This is a genomic window from Microcella alkaliphila, assembly GCF_002355395.1.
Lineage (GTDB): Bacteria > Actinomycetota > Actinomycetes > Actinomycetales > Microbacteriaceae > Microcella > Microcella alkaliphila_A.
Window position 1 is genome coordinate 1,602,573 of sequence record NZ_AP017315.1, and the last position, 15,688, is coordinate 1,618,260.

The window sequence follows — 15,688 nt, forward strand, 5'->3', positions numbered from 1 at the left end:
TACAGCTTCGATGGGAGGTGCAGGGTCAATCAGGCTCCAACATGGCGATCCTGCGCCCCGGGACAGCGACGAACCCGGTCAGGACTGGCTTTGCTGGAGGCGGGCAGCCGCACAGCATCGTCCAGCCGAGCTTCGTGTGCCGGTACGTGATCCGGGCCGCCTAAGCAGCGCGGATGACATAGCGGCAGACAAACGACGGCTGCACATTGTTGTGCGCCGCGCCGTTGCCTTGATTCTGCGCAACCAGATTCGAGGGGCCGCTTGAGTCGAAGGCGGCGACCTGGTGAGTAAAGCGTCCACCGGTGCCGCCCATCACAGCCGACAAGCCATTGTTGCTTGGTCCTGCGGTGGCAGAAGACGGCTGCGCAGTGACAACCAGACTTAGTGTGCCCGTGACGTTGTGCGCGTGCGCCGGCATCTCCGACTCGGTCAGCGAATGCGTCTTGGCACCCGTTTTCGCGCCGATAGCCGCAAATATGTCTGAACCGCCCTGATTCACGTACACCCGTTCCCGAGTGTCCGGCACAGCGAACGTCGTCAGACCGTTCCCACCGTGGAAGTTCGGGATGCCGTAGACGTTTGCGTAGTGCGCGGCGAGCGCCGGGTAGTCGGCAATGTTGTAGACGGTGCCATCGGGGAGCAGGAAGCCGGCGGGTACGGCGCTCGTGGACCATTCGCCGGGCAGGTGGGCACCCACGGGGATGGTCGTTGCTGCGGCGACGGCGGCCGCGCTGAGCTCGAGCTGCCGGATCCGCTTGTCTTGCTGCTCCACCTTGCGCGCCATTCGGGCTGTGAAGTTGAACCCGGTCGGCTCTCCGACGCGAGCGCGGACGAAGTCACCGTCGGGGCCGACGTAACGCGCGACCTGCGTGACGATCGCCGCGGTGGGCTGGCCGTCGACGATCACGGTGACGAGATCTCCGAGACCCCAGTCGACGCCGTACGCCATCGACGGTGCGTCTGCGGGGACGACATCGATGCTGGTCTCTTCGCCATTCTCGGCGAGCGTCTCGAGGCCGGCCTGCTCGAGCTCGTCTTCCTCGTCGGTGTCGCGGCGGTCCTGAAAGAGTTCCCAGCGCATGCCCCACTCTTCAGCCTGCTGCAGCGAGGCATCGGTGGTGATAACCTTGATCGTGCGGTCTGCGCCGGAACCTTTGCCGCCGACGAATAGGTGGGTGGCGTTCGGGCCCTGGTAGCCCCAGCTTGCCTTGTCGATCATTTCGTTCGCGATCGACATCTTGATCTCGTCGCGACGGTCGGTCGGTTCGTAGACATCGAAGCGGAGCATCGGCTGGCCGTCGATCTCGGTTTGAGCGACGCGGAACCCGAGGCCGCTATTGGTGCCGATGCGCTGCAGGATCTCGAGCAGCGACTGGAAGCGTGCCGACTCAGGCAAGACGTCGCCTCGGCCGAGGTCGGGTGCGACGTCGAGCCAGGGATAGCTGCGCTCGGGCGTCGCGAGGTCGCCAGCGTTGGCCCGGACGAACTCTTTCATGATCGTCTCGGCGGGACCGTTCCGACGGTCGCGGTCCTGCGTCTGCGCGTTGGGCGCGTTCGCGGGGTCGGGCAGGGCGGATGTCGCGGCGAGGATGACAGCGTCGTCGACGCCGCTGATGACCCAGGTGCCCTTCGGGTCGGCCGGGTCGGTGGACAGGATCGCGCGCCGCGTGCGGCCAGAGAACACTTGGCTGCCGTCGCGGATGATGATGCCGGAACCTTTGCCGCGCAGCACGGGGAGGAGCGGGTGCTCTGCGGGTAGTTTCAGCTCCCACGCGCCGACGTCGCGGAAGGTCTCGACGAACATGATGTCGAGCTGGTCGCGGTCGATTTGCCCTTCCCGCTCGAACTCCGCGTTGCGCACTTCGACGATCATCGGTACACGATCTCTCTCCGCTCGGGGTAGAGGCACACCACCTTCGTCTCACTCGTCGCGCCGACGACGTCGATGGTGATGCTCGAGGTGCCGGCTGGCACGTAGGGGAAGACGGCGGTGGTGTTGGTGAGCCCGTACCGGTTGGTGCCGTTCTGGTCGACGACGCTCCAGTGCCGGTTCTCCTTCCGGATCCGGATGACTTCGCCGGCGGCGATCGCGCCGAGGGTGAAGCCGATGCCGGCGATGTCGATCGACACGCTCTCCGCGGGGCCGGTGATGATCCACTGTGCCGGCGACTCGACGTCGCCCGGGTTCGTGAGCTCACCCTGACCGAACGCACCCGACGGGGACACCGTCATCAGCGACAACCAGGGCAGCAGTCCGGGCGATGGTGGAGCCTGCTCGACGACGAACTCGCGCAGCGCGGTGGAGGTCCAGAAGGGGTCCTCGCACTTGAACGTCACGGGCATCTCGGCCCAGTCTGTGGGCGAGTCCGTGTAGGCGCCGCTGCCGCCGGAGTCGTAGACAGCGGGAATCGAGAACTGGTCCCCGTTGGGATAGTCGACGACGATGCGGAACGGTTCGCGCACGACGCGCGCCCAAGCGCGCAACCGGTTCTCGATCTGCTGCGGGCTCGAGCCGAAGACGCCCATCGGCAGTCGCAGCGATCGGATGGTGCGCCGCTGCCCCCGCAGCTGCGCACCGTCCCCGGCGCCCTCGAAGAACTGGTTGACGACGGGCGCCAGCCCCCACCCGGACGCGCCGGGCATACGGAGGTAGTTCAGGGCGTCGTATCGCAGCACGATCGTGCCCCGGCTGGGCGCGACGAGTCGAACCGAGGCGTTCACCATTCGGCCCCTCTCGCTTGGTCGGAGAACTCCGCGAGCGCCTGACTAACGGTCTGCCCGAGAGGCGCGTTGTTGATGAAGGTGACTCCCCCGCCGGCGCCCCGATCGATGTCGGGGTCGACGACAGCGCCGGCGGGGAGGGTCAGCAGCTCGGGTCCTTTCTCGCCGACGATGACGGACCCACTGCGGAGGATGGTGCCTCCGGTGGCGAGCATCGGCAGGTTGGGAATGTTGAACCCGAGGGTCTGGCCGCCGAGTCCGGGCACCCAGTCGGGGATGTCGATCTTCAGGCCGTTGATGGCACCGATGACGCCATTCACGAGGGAGATGATGGCGTTCAGGGGCGATTTCACGAATGCGACGGCGTTCTCGAAAGTTTCGCGCACGAAATTTCCGATGCCCGTCCATGCAGATTGCCATCCGCTGACGAAGGATTGTATGGCGTTGTCGAAGAATGAAACGATCCCTCGCCACGCGTCGACGAAGGCGGTCTTGATAGCGTCCCAGTTCTTGATGATCTGACCGAGGAGGGTCCAGTTCAGGAAGAGGTCGACGAGCCACTGCAGCGCGCCGCTGAACCAGTCGACGAGGCCAGTCCAGACGTCTTCGGCCCAGCTCGCGATGCCGGACCAGAGGTCGCCCCACCACCGGCCGAGGGCGTTGAATCCGTCGCTCAGCCAGCCGACAAATCCGTTCCACACGTCCGAGATCCAGGCGGTGACGTCCTCCCAGTTCATAGCGAGGAGAACGATCGCCGCGATCAGAGCGACGATCGCGAGGACGATCCACGTGATGGGTGAGGCGAGCAGCGCGGCGGTCTGAGCCCAGATAGCCGAGGTCCAGGCGATCATCGCGGCGACGAGGGTCACGCCGATGACGGCGGCGACCGCCCCAATGACCCAGATATTTTCACCGAGCCATGAGCCAAACGCCTGCAGATGGGGCATGATGTCGGCGAGCGCGCTGCCGAGGCCGTCGAAGATCGCGGTCGCGAGCGGCTCGATCGCGACCTGTGCCTGATTCGACACCATCTGCCAGCGGTCGCCGAACTTGAGGGTTTCCTCGCCCACTCCGAGGATGGTGTCTTCGGAGACGCCGGCGGCCGCGGTGAGATTGTCGAGGCTGAGTATGCCGCTGTCGATGGCCGCGACGAACTGAGATGCGCCTCGGGTGCCGAAGATCTCGCCAGCGAGGTTGTATGCGGCGGCGCGATCGCCGGACTCGATGAATCCGTCCATCTCGCCCACGACGCGCTGGAAGGTCTCAGCTGGTGCCTCACCTTCCTTTGCGAGATTAGTGAGTGAGCGGGTGAGAGCCGACGCCATCTGCCCGGAGTTGAGGCCAGCCTTGTCGAGCGTCCCCATGAGGGCGATCGACTCTTCGAAGCTGAAGCCGAGCTCCTTCAAGGCCGGGGCCGATTTCTGCACACCGGATGCGAGCTCGTTCATGCTCACGCCGGTCGCCTGCGAGGCTCGGAAGAGGGCGTCCATGCCGCCGACGATCTGCTCGCCCTCGATCCCGAATGCGCGGAACGCGGCGGACGTCGTGTTGATGTCGACGTCCTGCTTGAGGATGCGGCCAGCCTCGAGGTACTGAGCGGCGACCGTCTCCATCGTCTCGCCGGACAAGCCGAGGCGAGTGTTCAGGTCAGCGACGGTCTGCGATGCGGCCTCGAAGCTCGTCGGCACGTTCTGCGCGACGTTTTTCGCGTTGTCGACGAGGCCCTGCAGCGCCTCCCCGGATGCTCCGGTGCCGGCGCGGATCGTGTTCTTGAGATCCGCCATAGTCTCGCCGACCTTGTAGAGGCCGGCGAACCCTGCGACGACGCCGGCGGCCGCGGCAACGACGCCGGCCTTGAGGCCCATGGAAAGCCGGTTACCGGCGAGAGTGCCCTGCTTGCCGGCGACCCCGACGATGGGGAGCATGTCCTTCGTCACCTGGTCGGTGATGCCGTCGGAAGAGTAGGTCAGGCGGACCCATGCGGTTGCGAGTTCGGCACCGGTCGACATGCTCGCCTACTTCCGCTTCTTGGACTCCCACCAGTCGTCGAACTGGGAGATCGGGATCGCGTCACGCCCAAGTGACGTGGTCTTCTTCCGCTGCCAGGGCCGCACAAGCGGCTTAGGCTTTGGCGCTGTGCGCTTCCTGGCGCGCTGCCAGTTGCCGAGCTGCAGGACGTCGAAGATGAGGGCGAGCAGTTGGTCAGTGATGGACCATCGTTCGCCGTACACCGCGTGCGCGAGCGCGGTCTCGGGCATCGTCTGCCACCGTCGGACGAGCACGTAAAGGTCCCGCCAGGACAGCCGCTCGGTGCCCAGATCGTCGAGGTGGTAGCCGCGTTCGAGTAGGTCGTACTCGATGGCCTCCCCGTGCTCGCTTAGGAGTCGGTGGAGGCCTCGGATTCCCCCACGGTCAACCCGGAGTCCGCCTGCCAGTCCTTGGTGAGTGCTTGCAGCTGCTCGGAGTCGAGTGTTCGAATCGCGTCAAGTGCGGCCTTGTCGCCGCCTTCGAACATGGCGAGCACGTCGGCGATGCTGAGGTTCTTCTGACCGCCGTCAAACTTCTCGATGATCCCGACGGGAAGGAACTTCGCCTTGGGGATGCGGTAGACCTTCTTCCCGCCGGGGAGGGTGAACTCGTACTGGTTCTGACGGATCGAGCGCTTCGACTCAGGCACGGCGAACGGAGCCATGGGGAACCTTTCTTCGGTGATGGGAACCGGTGTGGCACCGGGCGGGGCGGGTTCCCGTCGCCCCGCCCGGTGGTCGGGTTAGTCGCCCTAGGGGCCTTCCGGTGCGGGCGCGGAGAAGATGCCGTCGTCCGTGTAGAGGTAGATGTTCTGCCCGTGGGCGTCCGGGTAGGTGGCGAGGGTGACGGGGAGGGTGATGGGGCCGCTCTGCACGAGCGGGATATCGCCACGGGAGACGACCTGACCGTGCGGGACGAAGACGACGACGCGGCGGTCGCCGTCCTTGACCTTGAAGTACCAGGCCTTGTTCGGCAGGTAGTTCTTGCCGAGGCTGCCGCGCATTTGCGTGCCGTGCAATTCGGTCGCGGCGGTGACCTGCACCTGCTCCTCGCCGAAGTAGTTGCGGGCGGCTTCGGCGCTGAGCTCGAGGTGGGTCCACGAGATCTCGCCGGTGAACTCGGTGAGGATGCGGCGGATCTCGGCGCCCGCCCAGTCCTTGATGGACGAGGTCGAGTCGGACGGGGTGATGGTGACGCCGTCCTCATTGACGTAGCCCGAGTCGTTCAGCCCGGTGAAGCTGAAGTCGTCGATCGTCTGCGGGATGGTGTCGGTCTCGGGGCCGGTGAGGATCGCCCCTGTGGTCGCCTGGTCGGGCGCGCCGACGAAGACGTTCTTGCTGTTGACTGCCATGTTCGCCCTCCAGAGGCATGACGGAGCGGCGCCGGCTTTCGACGCTGCGGTGGGTGGGAACTCAGCTCGTCGACCGTCGGAGGTCGATCGAGACGGTTGCGGTGAACCGGTAGCGGTCCGGGATGCCCGGGAAGGGCAGGTTGGCGGGAAGGCCGAACACGGCGAGCCCGTAGCATGCGGTCGCGCCGATCTGCTTCTCGCGGGCGGCCTGTTGGAGGTATGCGACTCCGTATGCGCAGATCCGCTCGGCTTCGCTCTCCGTGGTGCTCCAGCCCTCGATGGTGACCGTGAAGCGGTCGGTGACGAGGTCTCGGCCGGATCCGCCGGCAGCCAGGACGCGGCCCCACCGCTCGGGTCGAGGCTGATCGTCTCGGCCGGGGATCCTCGTGGCCCACGTGACGTCGAGGTGAGGGTTGCTGGCGAAGCGACTGTCGAGCTCGGCGGCGACGTCGACCTCCACGTCGGCGGGGACGAGCAACTCAGCCACGGCCGGCGTCCAGCGCGCGTATGAGGGCGTTGTCCGTGGCGGCCGCGCGGCGGCCTTCCATCGTCGCCGTGGCGACGTAGCCCATCACGCGGCCGAGACGGCTGGAGCCGCCCTTCACCTCGACGCGGGCCTCAAAGTCGGGCTCTCCGCCGGCGGCTGCGGCAATTGCCCGGGTCCGGCGCTCCATGTCGGCCTGCAGGGGTGCCGACTGCAGCAGCTGACGGATCCCATCGGAGTTCAGGCTGATTCGGGTCTGCTTGCTCATCAGCCCTCCCAAGCGCTCAGTCGGACGATCTGGTGTGTGGTGGCATCTGTCACGCCGGGCTGCACCACTGGCCTGCCCTCAACGCGGTACTTCTCGCCGCGGAGGGTGATGCGGTCGCGTGCGCGGATGTCGGCCGACACGGGGCCGCGGATGACGTAGTCGACTCGAGTGCCTTCGCGGTTGGCGAGGTCCTCTGCGGTCCCGCCGGCGTCGATCGCCCAGCCTTCGTAGTCAGCGATTTGGGGGTTCGACCAGTCGTCTTTCTTGTTGCCGCGCCCGTCGTCGACGCGGGCGGGACGCTCGCGTGTGATGTTGTGCCGGCGGATGGCGCTCATGGGAGCCTGCCGAGTCGGTAGTCGGCGAGCTGTGCGAGCTCGTCAGCGAGAAGGACGGTGCCAGCTGCAGAGTAGGTCACGGCGACCGCACCTGCCTGCTCTCGGAGGATGCCGAGCGGGGATCCGAGGGCGCGGGCGGCGACCTGGAGGCAGAGCTCGGTGAGGTCCTCGGGGACGCTCTCGTAGCCGTGCACAATCTTGGCCGTGACGGAGCGGCGGCCGGTAATCCAGCCGGTGTAGCCGAGCTCGCCGTCCTCGGACCAGTCGAGTTGCGACACGTCGATGGGGTGGCCGCCGGTGGAGAGTTCGACGACGTCGACGAGGTGCGCTGTCGGCAGCCACAGGGTGCTGCCGCGGCGTGCCGGCAGGACGAGGGTCTGCTCGCGCTGTGGGGCGATGTGCCAGCGGCAGTGCCGCTGGATTCGCCGGGTGACGGCGAGGAGCGCGTCGTTCAGGTGGGGGCGGGTGGCGGGGATGGCTCCTTCGGTGCGGGCCTCCATCTGCTCGGCAGTGGCGAACGCTTCCGGTGTCTGCTCGGGCATCCCCGCCCCCTCTCCCCTACTTGTCGGCGGCGGGCGCCGCCGACTTGTTGCTGGCCGGCTTGGCGGCCTTGTTCTGCGGCTGTCGCGCCTTCTTGGTCACGTGCTTGCCGAGAAGTCCCTGCTTCTTCGCGTCCTCGTCGGACAGCAGGAGCGTGGTGCGGCGCGGGGCGCCGCGCCCGGGGATCTCAACCTCGTACGGCTTGAGATCGCTCATCGCGGTCTCCTTTCTCTCGTCGACCCGGAGGTCGACGGGGACCACCGTGCTCTCGGGCCCGCAGCTCGCGTGTGGCGCTTTGCAGATCCGGCAGGCAGGCACGGTGGTCCCCGTTCGGTTAGGAGGTGAGGGTGACCGACACGAACGCCTTCGGCCGGGTGACGCCGAACGCGACGCGCTCCTCACCGAGGATGGCGACGAGGTTGCGGATGAAGAAGTCCGCGTGCGAGTCGGTGACGCTGATCGACGCCTCCTCGCGATCCCACAGGACCGCCTTCGTGAAGTCGCCGACGAGGCCGGTGCCGGCAGCGATCGCCTCCGACTCGACGATCGGCATGCCCCACACGGTGCGGATGCCGGCCGCGGCGAACGGGCCGGGCCCGTAGAACTGGCCGTTGCCGCTTGTGGGGATGGCGAGGTCGAGCCGCTCGGCGTCCTCCGGGTTGAGGAGGATGCCGTTGGGGACGACGCGGCCGACGGTGCGGACCTTCGTCTTCGCCTTGCGGATCGTCTGAAAAAGGTCCGTCGACCAGCTCTGCGTCTGGATGCCGGACGTCTGGAGGATGCCGCGCAGGTTCTCGCCGGAGCCGTCGCCGTTGAGGATCTGCGTCTCTTCCTCCTCCGCCAGGTCGGCGCGGAGCTCATCGTCGATGAGGCCGCGCAGCTGTGCGGCGTCGGAGAGGGCGCGCTTGGTGGCGGGCACCCACTCGGCGATCGTCTTGACGGTCTCGGTGACCTTCTCGAACGCGATCGTGCCCTCGGGCTTGTAGCCGCCGCCGGTGGCGTTGATGAGCGCGCCGCCGCCCGTTTCCGGTGCCGTCGGTGCCGCGGCGGTGGTGGCCTCGGCAACCGGGGCGGCAGCGGTGAGCTGCGTGGTCTGGCGGACGTACTCGACCGTGTCCGACTCGGTCTGGCGGACCGAGATCAGGTCGCGCAGCGTGAGCTCGCGACGGCCGAGCGCCTCGTAGTCATCCTGGTAGTCCGTGCGGACCCAGGCGCCACCCGAGGTGTCCGAGCCGCCCGTGACGAGCGCCTTGACGCCGAACGGGGACGACTGGACGCGGCTCTTTTCGTTGATGCGGCCGTCGTTGGTGGCGACGCCCTTCAGCATCGACTTGTACTGCTCGGAGTCGACGAACAGCTGGCCGAGGCTCTTGCCGCGGGTGGGACGCACGAACTCGCCGGCCTTCTGGCGGGCGGCGGGGTCGTTCATCTCGAGGCCGAGCTCGAAGCCGATGGACTTGAGTGACGCGATGACCTCGTCGCTCGCCTTGCCGGCCTCGAACTCCTTCTTGGCCGCCTCGTACTCCTTGAGGTGCTTCTGCGCCTCGAGGGTCTCGTCAGCGGTGAGGTCGCGGCCTTCGTTCTCAGCCTTGACCGCGATGTCGCGGGCCGCCTTCAGAGCAGCCTGCATTCTTTCCTTGGCGCCCATTGAGGACTCCTTTCGGACTAGATGTGGTCGATCTCGGCGGTTGCCAGATCGATCTGCAGACGCGCCAGAGCGGACGGTCCGCGAGTGGGTTCCTCGGCCTTGGCCCCGTGGGACTCCTCGGCCTTGACCGGCTCGCTACCGCTGGCCTTGCTGTCGTCGTCGGTGTCGAGGGTCTGCAGGACGCGGTCGATCGCGTCGCGCGCGTCGCGCAGTTCGCCCTCGTTCTTGGCCGAGAGGACCCGGCCAGACTTGACCTCGCCGGCGATGCGCGCGGCGACGTGGCCGGCGTGCTTCACCGCGAGGAGTTCGGTTTCCTGGTTGGCGCCGATGGGGGTCGGGCCGACCTCGTAGAGCTTCAGCTTTCGCAGCTCCCAGACCTGCCCGTCGTCCTCCTCGGTCTTGACGATCGCGTAGTCGATGAGGTCGTACGCGAAGGAGAACTGGGTGACGCGGCGGCCCTTCATAAGCCGGTGCACCTGTCGGGCCTTTGAGCCCTCGAGGTCGAGCTGGCCGCGCACCCACAGGCCGCCGAGATCCTTCAGGTCGGGCGGAAGTAGGTCGTTGCCGGGCTCGAGCTCTTTTAGCTCGAGGGCGTGCCCGATGTTGTAGTCGGGGTCGTCCATCCGGTGGGACCAGTAGATCGGCACCGGGTTGCCCGACGCCTGCCACTCGTCGAGGGTGTCCTTGAAGGCGCCGGGCAGGATCCGGTCACCGTAGCTGTCGACGTTCCCGAACACGGCGACGATCGCTTCGAAGATGCCGTCGTCGAGCTCGGTGCTCTCCTCGATCGACTTGACGCGGGCGGTGAAGGACTTCGTGAACATGCGAGCTCCTACTCGAGGGTGATGACGACGTCGCACTCGCAGCCGGCGATGTCTTCGACGTCGAGTGCGGCGGAATCGCCCGGCCATCGGGCGCCGTTGCTGAAGGTGGAATCGAGAGGAACCGTCTCGCCGTTCATGGCGGCGTGACTCGAGCGGGGGTTGCTGGAGGTGGTGACCCACGTCTTGACCGCGCCGCGCGTGCCGCGCAGCTGCTCGACGGCTTCGACCGTGGCCCAGCCGGCAAGCGCGGTCGCGATGGTGGTGCCGGCCTGCTGCGCTCGTGCTGTCTTCGCAACCTCGAAGACCTGCGCGGCCTGCTCGAGCGGCTCTTCGGCTTCGTCGAGCGCCGTTTCGAGCTGGATGCGGGTGACTGCGTTGATGCTGCGTGCGTTCGACCGTGCGACGGTCGCCTGGTAGGCGAGCGTGCGGTCGACGTCGTAGTCATCGGGGTCGAGCCCGATCGATGCTGCTGTGCGCCGTGCGACGGCGACCGTCATCATCGCTGACAGGGCGTATAGGTCTGCAGCGAGCTCGTTCTCCCACCGCTCTTCGTCCCACCACGGTGCGGACGATTTGGCGCCGAGCTGCGATCGGACTTCTTGCTCTTGCCGGGCGAAGAAGTCCGATAGCTTGCGCTGCATCTGCGCGACGTGCGACTGCTGCGGTCGCGCCTTCACCCTCACCGGGCCGAGCGCCTTGGATCCGGGGATCCGCCACGACAGCTGACCATCCGGCGCACTGTCGGTGGGTGACGCTTGACCGCCGATGAGGACGTTCAGCGGGGTGACGAGCTCGTCGCCGCCGGCGACCGCGGGGAGGTTTGCGCGTGCACGCGCCTCGTTACGGGTCATGTACGGCGCGCCGACCGAGGTCTGCAGCTGCGCCGCCTGCTCCTCGAAGGAGCCGCGCAGCTTCTCGGCGAGGTTGAACTCGATGTACACGCCGTCGACGTCGTCGAACTCGGGCAGCAACTGCAGCTCGAGCTCTTGCTGGATCTCCTCGAGCATCGGGCCGAGGGTGTCCTGGTAGAGCATCTTGTGCTGCTCTTCGATGTTCGAGAACGTGGCCTTGTCGAGCAGGCCGACCATGGGCGGAGGGATGTGGTATGCGGCCGCGACCTCCTCGCGGGTGAGCTTCCGCGCCTCGACGTACTGCAGGTCAGCCGCGGTCTGCGAGGCCGGCACGAACTGCATGCCGTCCTCGAGCACGGGAGTGCCGCCCGCCTCGGTCGCGCTCTGCCCCTGGTACTGGGCGCGCCAGCCCTCCTTGAAACGTCGCGCCGCCGCGTCCGACCATTCGGAGTTCTGCGGCCGCGTGATGTATCCGGAGTGGCGGGCGCCGTTGCGGAGCACCTGCTCGCGCATCTGGCCGGCGGCGTACGCCTCGGCGAGGATGCGGCGGAGCGTTTCGATCGGGGAGACCCCGTCGGTTTCGCTCGTTGGGCTGTAGCCGTGGAAGTGGATGATTCGGTCGGCTGGGATGACGGTCTTGCCGCGGTTGCCCTTGACCTCGAACGCGGCGGGGTGGAGCCAGTTGTCGCCGAGGGCGGTGACCATCTTTGGCGGCAGCCGGACCAGGGCCGGTGCACCGTTCTCGCGGATCTTGAGCCAGTAGGCGGCGTCGTAGATGCCGCGGTCGGCGACGAGGGACCGCATCAGGCGGAACGTCGTGGTGCGGGAGTTGGGTCGGCTGAGCAGCTGCGGCAGCGGGTGGTCGGTGAGCCGCTCGCGGTCGGTGTCAGAGAGGCGCCGGTAGCTGTGGAGGCCGAGCTGTGCGATGTTGCGGGCGAGGAAGTCGACGACGGTGCGCACGGCGTCCTGGCTGCGGTAGATCGCGGCGTAGTCCTCGGAGAGGTCGTCGCTGAGCCGGAGGGAGTATGGCGCGCGGGCGGTCGGCTTCTGGATGGCCTGGAGAGATCCGGCGCTGACAGCGAAGGCCATCGGTGCCCCTTCCTGGCTACGGCGCCTGGATGAACAGGACGCGGTCGCGTTCGATGACGGTGTCGCCGTCGAGCGGCGTCGGTTCGGTGCCAGCGAGGAGGAGCTCGGCCTTCTTCAGTACGAGCAAGGGGCCGGCGGCTTTGTAGGCGATCCCGCTGATCGCCGTGCCGTCGTCGAGGTTGACGATGACACGACGGCGCAGCAGGAACCGGGCGAACGCGAACATGGGGAACCTCGTTCGGTCAGACCACCATCAGCCCGCGGTCTTCGTATGCCGATCGGGCGGGTGGGGCGGGGTTGGTCATGAGCAGCCAGTGGGCGCCGATCGCTGCCATGAGCGGGGCGGCGTCCTCGGGCGAGTTGCGGCGATCGATGACCCAGCCGTCGCCGAGCGCCTTGATGCGGGCGGTCGTGGCAGCGACGTCGAGCGCCGGCTGGTCTCCGTGGGTGAGGACGAGCTTCGGCTGACCGTGGTCGTTGAGCTCGACGTCGTCGGCGACAGCCACGCGGATCCCATCGAAGAACAGCCCGCACGCTCGCGCGAGGTCCGGGCCGGCCCAGGTGGTGAGCTCGATGCCCGCCTCCTCGAACTCAGTGATGAGCGATGAGACGGGGGCGCCGTTGGTTTGCAGCGTGACATGCTCAGGCTCGACGGCGCGGTCGGTGCTCTGGAGCCATGGGAGCAGCCACTCGGTGCCAGCACGCGATGCGGCGAGCTCGACGCGGCGGCGCCCTTCGGTGTCCCAGAACGCGATGACGACGTGCACCATGGTGCGGTCGTGCGACATGTCGATGCCGTAGGTTGCGGGCCGGTTCCGATCGCGGGTCACCTTCGCGACACGCGTCTTCTGCCAGCTGCCGGTCGGGAACGGCCCAGAGCCGGCCGTGTTCACGAACTGGCAGAGGACCTCGGTACGGAAGTCGTGCTCGGTGTCGGTCGCGGCGGCCGCGGCGATCGCGGTCTCGGTGATGGTGTGGCCGAGCGACGGGTTCGCTTGCGCCCAACCGTCTCGGTCCCAGACGCTGAGCGGAGCGCCGCGCTCGGTGCCGTCGACCGTGCCGGCAGACCACTCGAACAGGCCGATCGATGCACCGTCGATCTCGAGGTCGTCGGGCATCTCGTCGGCGATCTCGCCGTTGATCTGCGCGATCGCCACCTTGCGGAGGTGACGGAGCACGATCGAGCTCGCGTCGCCAGCGTTCGAGACCCCCCACACCTGGGCGCGGTCGCGAGCCATAGTGGTCTTCGACGCGGCGGACCACGCCTTCCAGGTCTGGTGCTCGCGCAGCTCGTCGAAAATGACGAGGTCGCCGGTGAAGCCGCGGCCGCCTCGACGGTTGGCGGCGGCGATGCGGTAGCGCTCTCCCCCGTCTAGCTTCAGCAGCTGCGACCCCTTGCCCTCCTTGACCTTGTCGATCTCGTCGGCGAGCTCGGGGATCGCTTCGGCGATCTCGACCGCCTTCGACCAGGCTTCTTCGGCGACCTCGACGGACTGCGCGGTGCCGAGGACCATGCGGGCGCCGTCTTGGTACATCCGCCAGAGGATCAGGTAGACCAGCAGCGTCGACTTGCCGTTCTGGCGGGCGACGAGGAGTAGGACGGTGCGGAACCGGAATACGAGGTCGGGTCCGGGGAGCAGCTCGAGCGCGTGGATGAGCAGCCAGCGCTGCCATTCGAGCAGGCGCGGGGCGAGCTCGAGCAGCTCGGGCTCGTCATTGACGCGAGCGAGCTCCTCGAGGCGGTTGCGGATCCAGTCGGCGAACTCGATGACGTCGAAGCCGAGAGACGTCTTCGGCGTGAGCTTCCGCAGCGGCTTCGTCCAGATGCGAGGGGTGACGTCGCCGTAGCGCTTAGCTGGAGCGGCGCCGGCGCTTCGGCCTCTCGAACCTCGAGACGTTGGGCGGCGTGTCGGCGCCTTCGTCGCCATCCTTGCCCCCTTCCGTCTTCGCCGCCATGCGCAGCGATCGCAGCTCGTGCTGCATGCGGACTGTCGGGGTTCCTCCGAGCCGATCGAGGACGGTCGTGAGCGCGCGGTGCGCAGAGAGGGCCTTGGTGGTCTCGCCGGCGTGGGTCATCAGGTCGATCTGCTCGGCGAGCATCTTCGCCTGCAGCACGGCGGCGACGTCGGAGTCGACGAGCCACTTCATCGCCTCGAGCGAAGCGCGCACCGACTCCCGCATCGTGCGGGGAGCTTCGGCGTCACGCTCGTCACGCTCTGCCTGGCGTGCGGCCTCCCGCTCGGCTGCCTTCTTCTGCCGGTACTTCCTAGCCCGTTCGCGGGCTGCGGCCTTTCTCTGCTCCTCGGTTTGCGGCATGGGAACCTGCCTTGGATGTGTGACGGGTACGCGCGATCGCGGACCCAATTGAACCTGGGTGGGGGAAAAGACTGCCGGCGAAGGTGCCTCCACCAATCCCCACAGGGATTGAGACCCCCCTTCCCCGGTCGCGATCGTCCGGGTAGGAGTCTCTACCTACCCCGAAACTCAATCCGGGATACCGTCACCACGCCTCCGATGTCTCGCCGACCACTGCCATCGGGCGGCCGGCTCCGCGCGAGCGGTTGCATCGGTGATGCGATGGGCGGACGTTGCTCGGCTCGAACTCCAGATCGGGGCGGCGGACCAGCGGGTGGATGTGGTCGAGCTCGAAGCTGTCGGGCTGATTCGGTGGCGCGTCCCAGTCGATGGTCGCTTGACCGCAGATCCCGCAGGCCTGGTTGATCGCCTGCCAGATCGCCTTCATGTCGGCTCGGAACTGGCGCGCCTTCGTGCTCTTGTCTCGGCCTGCCATGAGGGGATGCTCCTCACGTGAGCGCCCGCCGCTCGGGCTCGCAGTCAGGATGGTGTGAAGAGCGGCGGCGGGCTGTCTGAGTGCGCGCCGGCGGCCCGCGGAGCAAGCCCCGACCGCCGGCGCGCGAAGGATCCGCTCTGCATCGAATGCCCGGAGGATCAGGCCGGACCGCGCGACCAGCCACCCCTATGACCCGGGCCGTGCGGCGAGTGAGTTCCCTCAGGAACGGGAAGAGCCCCGCAGCGCGAGGCTCGAACTACGGACGCAGGACGCCCGACGTTATGCGACAAACGTCCCGGCATTGACCGACAATTCGCCGCATTGGGCTCGGCGTGTCGCAATCCCAGACAATCTAGGACGCTTCCGGCGCATCCAAACCGGCTCTAAGTCACCGAGTACTCGTGACTGTCGAAGCCCTATCGACTCGCGCTACCGTGACTGCAGTCCACGCTTCGCCAAGGCCAAGATCTGTTCTTCCAGCACACCGTCCGGCAGGCGACCCTCTTCGTCTGCTAGCCGAACCGCCTCGATGCCCTTGATCGATGCCGTCAGAAGGTGATCGTGCTCAACGAGCAATCCGTCTGCAACGAGGCGCCGCACTGTGGCTGTGCCCGCGTTCTTCCCCGAGACGATGTGCACCGGCGCCCACGGAGTAATCGGATCGACTACGGCGAGCGCCAGCGTCAGCAGCTGCTTCGGCGTGGGGCGGGGCATGGTTTCAAGGTTACGGTCGGCCATGTCTGAAAGGAAGGCGCCGG

The 15,688-nt window shown here is 67.3% G+C and carries 19 protein-coding genes; all 19 read right to left on the bottom strand.

Annotated features, from left to right (window positions below; all coding sequences use genetic code 11):
* Nucleotides 1-160: 160 nt before the first annotated feature.
* On the bottom strand, nt 161-1,873 hold the full coding sequence (locus CPY97_RS07820; protein ID WP_096421642.1) for a Gp37-like protein: 1,713 nt from the start codon (nt 1,871-1,873) through the stop codon (nt 161-163).
* The gene (locus CPY97_RS07825; protein ID WP_096421644.1) at nt 1,870-2,724 is read right to left on the bottom strand and encodes a hypothetical protein; all 855 of its coding nucleotides are present in this window, start codon (nt 2,722-2,724) and stop codon (nt 1,870-1,872) included. The genes CPY97_RS07820 and CPY97_RS07825 overlap by 4 nt, the downstream gene beginning before the upstream one ends.
* A complete protein-coding gene (locus CPY97_RS07830; protein WP_096421646.1) occupies nt 2,718-4,730 on the bottom strand; it encodes a phage tail tape measure protein in 2,013 nt (670 codons plus the stop codon). The genes CPY97_RS07825 and CPY97_RS07830 overlap by 7 nt, the downstream gene beginning before the upstream one ends.
* 6 nt (nt 4,731-4,736) lie before the next feature.
* Nucleotides 4,737-4,979, bottom strand: coding sequence for a hypothetical protein (locus CPY97_RS07835; RefSeq protein WP_150129227.1), 243 nt, complete (start codon nt 4,977-4,979; stop codon nt 4,737-4,739).
* 119 nt (nt 4,980-5,098) lie between these two features.
* Nucleotides 5,099-5,413 (bottom strand): hypothetical protein, encoded by a 315-nt coding sequence (locus CPY97_RS07840; protein WP_096421650.1) that lies wholly within the window; start codon nt 5,411-5,413, stop codon nt 5,099-5,101.
* Between the two features lie 87 nt (nt 5,414-5,500).
* Nucleotides 5,501-6,100, bottom strand: coding sequence for a hypothetical protein (locus CPY97_RS07845; protein WP_096421652.1), 600 nt, complete (start codon nt 6,098-6,100; stop codon nt 5,501-5,503).
* A gap of 61 nt (nt 6,101-6,161) precedes the next feature.
* The gene (locus tag CPY97_RS07850; protein ID WP_096421654.1) at nt 6,162-6,587 is read right to left on the bottom strand and encodes a hypothetical protein; all 426 of its coding nucleotides are present in this window, start codon (nt 6,585-6,587) and stop codon (nt 6,162-6,164) included.
* Nucleotides 6,580-6,852 (bottom strand): hypothetical protein, encoded by a 273-nt coding sequence (locus tag CPY97_RS07855; protein WP_096421656.1) that lies wholly within the window; start codon nt 6,850-6,852, stop codon nt 6,580-6,582. The genes CPY97_RS07850 and CPY97_RS07855 overlap by 8 nt, the downstream gene beginning before the upstream one ends.
* Complete coding sequence (locus CPY97_RS07860; RefSeq protein WP_096421658.1) at nt 6,852-7,187, bottom strand: hypothetical protein; 336 nt, start codon at nt 7,185-7,187, stop codon at nt 6,852-6,854. The genes CPY97_RS07855 and CPY97_RS07860 overlap by 1 nt, the downstream gene beginning before the upstream one ends.
* Nucleotides 7,184-7,729, bottom strand: a complete 546-nt coding sequence (locus tag CPY97_RS07865) for a hypothetical protein (protein WP_096421660.1) — start codon at nt 7,727-7,729, stop codon at nt 7,184-7,186. The genes CPY97_RS07860 and CPY97_RS07865 overlap by 4 nt, the downstream gene beginning before the upstream one ends.
* Nucleotides 7,730-7,745: 16 nt before the next feature.
* A complete protein-coding gene (locus CPY97_RS07870; RefSeq protein ID WP_150129228.1) occupies nt 7,746-7,943 on the bottom strand; it encodes a hypothetical protein in 198 nt (65 codons plus the stop codon).
* A gap of 118 nt (nt 7,944-8,061) precedes the next feature.
* Nucleotides 8,062-9,375 carry a phage major capsid protein gene (locus CPY97_RS07875; protein ID WP_096421664.1) on the bottom strand — a complete coding sequence of 438 codons (1,314 nt, stop codon included), beginning with the start codon at nt 9,373-9,375 and terminating at the stop codon, nt 8,062-8,064.
* Nucleotides 9,376-9,392: 17 nt separating this feature from the next.
* Nucleotides 9,393-10,199, bottom strand: coding sequence for an HK97 family phage prohead protease (locus CPY97_RS07880; protein WP_161494099.1), 807 nt, complete (start codon nt 10,197-10,199; stop codon nt 9,393-9,395).
* A gap of 8 nt (nt 10,200-10,207) precedes the next feature.
* On the bottom strand, nt 10,208-12,139 hold the full coding sequence (locus CPY97_RS07885) for a phage portal protein (RefSeq protein ID WP_096421667.1): 1,932 nt from the start codon (nt 12,137-12,139) through the stop codon (nt 10,208-10,210).
* A 16-nt stretch (nt 12,140-12,155) separates the two neighbouring features.
* Nucleotides 12,156-12,365, bottom strand: a complete 210-nt coding sequence (locus tag CPY97_RS07890; RefSeq protein WP_096421669.1) for a hypothetical protein — start codon at nt 12,363-12,365, stop codon at nt 12,156-12,158.
* A gap of 16 nt (nt 12,366-12,381) precedes the next feature.
* Nucleotides 12,382-14,067, bottom strand: coding sequence for a terminase large subunit domain-containing protein (locus tag CPY97_RS07895; RefSeq protein WP_096421671.1), 1,686 nt, complete (start codon nt 14,065-14,067; stop codon nt 12,382-12,384).
* Nucleotides 13,991-14,455 carry a terminase small subunit gene (locus CPY97_RS07900; protein WP_096421673.1) on the bottom strand — a complete coding sequence of 155 codons (465 nt, stop codon included), beginning with the start codon at nt 14,453-14,455 and terminating at the stop codon, nt 13,991-13,993. Before CPY97_RS07900 ends, CPY97_RS07895 begins: the two co-directional genes overlap by 77 nt.
* A 184-nt stretch (nt 14,456-14,639) precedes the next feature.
* Nucleotides 14,640-14,930: an HNH endonuclease gene (locus CPY97_RS07905; protein WP_096421675.1), complete on the bottom strand. Its 291-nt coding sequence runs from the start codon at nt 14,928-14,930 to the stop codon at nt 14,640-14,642.
* A gap of 429 nt (nt 14,931-15,359) precedes the next feature.
* Entirely contained in the window at nt 15,360-15,644 is a 285-nt protein-coding gene (locus CPY97_RS07910) for a hypothetical protein (RefSeq protein WP_150129229.1), read from the bottom strand.
* Nucleotides 15,645-15,688 lie beyond the last annotated feature (44 nt).

Bases quoted from the DNA above. Each gene is read 5' to 3' on its own strand.
- CPY97_RS07820 (WP_096421642.1), bottom strand. From the start codon at position 1,873: ATGATCGTCGAAGTGCGCAACGCGGAGTTCGAGCGGGAAGGGCAAATC.
- CPY97_RS07825 (WP_096421644.1), bottom strand. From the start codon at position 2,724: ATGGTGAACGCCTCGGTTCGACTCGTCGCGCCCAGCCGGGGCACGATC.
- CPY97_RS07830 (WP_096421646.1), bottom strand. From the start codon at position 4,730: ATGTCGACCGGTGCCGAACTCGCAACCGCATGGGTCCGCCTGACCTAC.
- CPY97_RS07835 (WP_150129227.1), bottom strand. From the start codon at position 4,979: ATGCCCGAGACCGCGCTCGCGCACGCGGTGTACGGCGAACGATGGTCC.
- CPY97_RS07840 (WP_096421650.1), bottom strand. From the start codon at position 5,413: ATGGCTCCGTTCGCCGTGCCTGAGTCGAAGCGCTCGATCCGTCAGAAC.
- CPY97_RS07845 (WP_096421652.1), bottom strand. From the start codon at position 6,100: ATGGCAGTCAACAGCAAGAACGTCTTCGTCGGCGCGCCCGACCAGGCG.
- CPY97_RS07855 (WP_096421656.1), bottom strand. From the start codon at position 6,852: ATGAGCAAGCAGACCCGAATCAGCCTGAACTCCGATGGGATCCGTCAG.
- CPY97_RS07860 (WP_096421658.1), bottom strand. From the start codon at position 7,187: ATGAGCGCCATCCGCCGGCACAACATCACACGCGAGCGTCCCGCCCGC.
- CPY97_RS07865 (WP_096421660.1), bottom strand. From the start codon at position 7,729: ATGCCCGAGCAGACACCGGAAGCGTTCGCCACTGCCGAGCAGATGGAG.
- CPY97_RS07870 (WP_150129228.1), bottom strand. From the start codon at position 7,943: ATGAGCGATCTCAAGCCGTACGAGGTTGAGATCCCCGGGCGCGGCGCC.
- CPY97_RS07875 (WP_096421664.1), bottom strand. From the start codon at position 9,375: ATGGGCGCCAAGGAAAGAATGCAGGCTGCTCTGAAGGCGGCCCGCGAC.
- CPY97_RS07880 (WP_161494099.1), bottom strand. From the start codon at position 10,199: ATGTTCACGAAGTCCTTCACCGCCCGCGTCAAGTCGATCGAGGAGAGC.
- CPY97_RS07885 (WP_096421667.1), bottom strand. From the start codon at position 12,139: ATGGCCTTCGCTGTCAGCGCCGGATCTCTCCAGGCCATCCAGAAGCCG.
- CPY97_RS07890 (WP_096421669.1), bottom strand. From the start codon at position 12,365: ATGTTCGCGTTCGCCCGGTTCCTGCTGCGCCGTCGTGTCATCGTCAAC.
- CPY97_RS07895 (WP_096421671.1), bottom strand. From the start codon at position 14,067: ATGGCGACGAAGGCGCCGACACGCCGCCCAACGTCTCGAGGTTCGAGA.
- CPY97_RS07900 (WP_096421673.1), bottom strand. From the start codon at position 14,455: ATGCCGCAAACCGAGGAGCAGAGAAAGGCCGCAGCCCGCGAACGGGCT.
- CPY97_RS07905 (WP_096421675.1), bottom strand. From the start codon at position 14,930: ATGGCAGGCCGAGACAAGAGCACGAAGGCGCGCCAGTTCCGAGCCGAC.
- CPY97_RS07910 (WP_150129229.1), bottom strand. From the start codon at position 15,644: ATGCCCCGCCCCACGCCGAAGCAGCTGCTGACGCTGGCGCTCGCCGTA.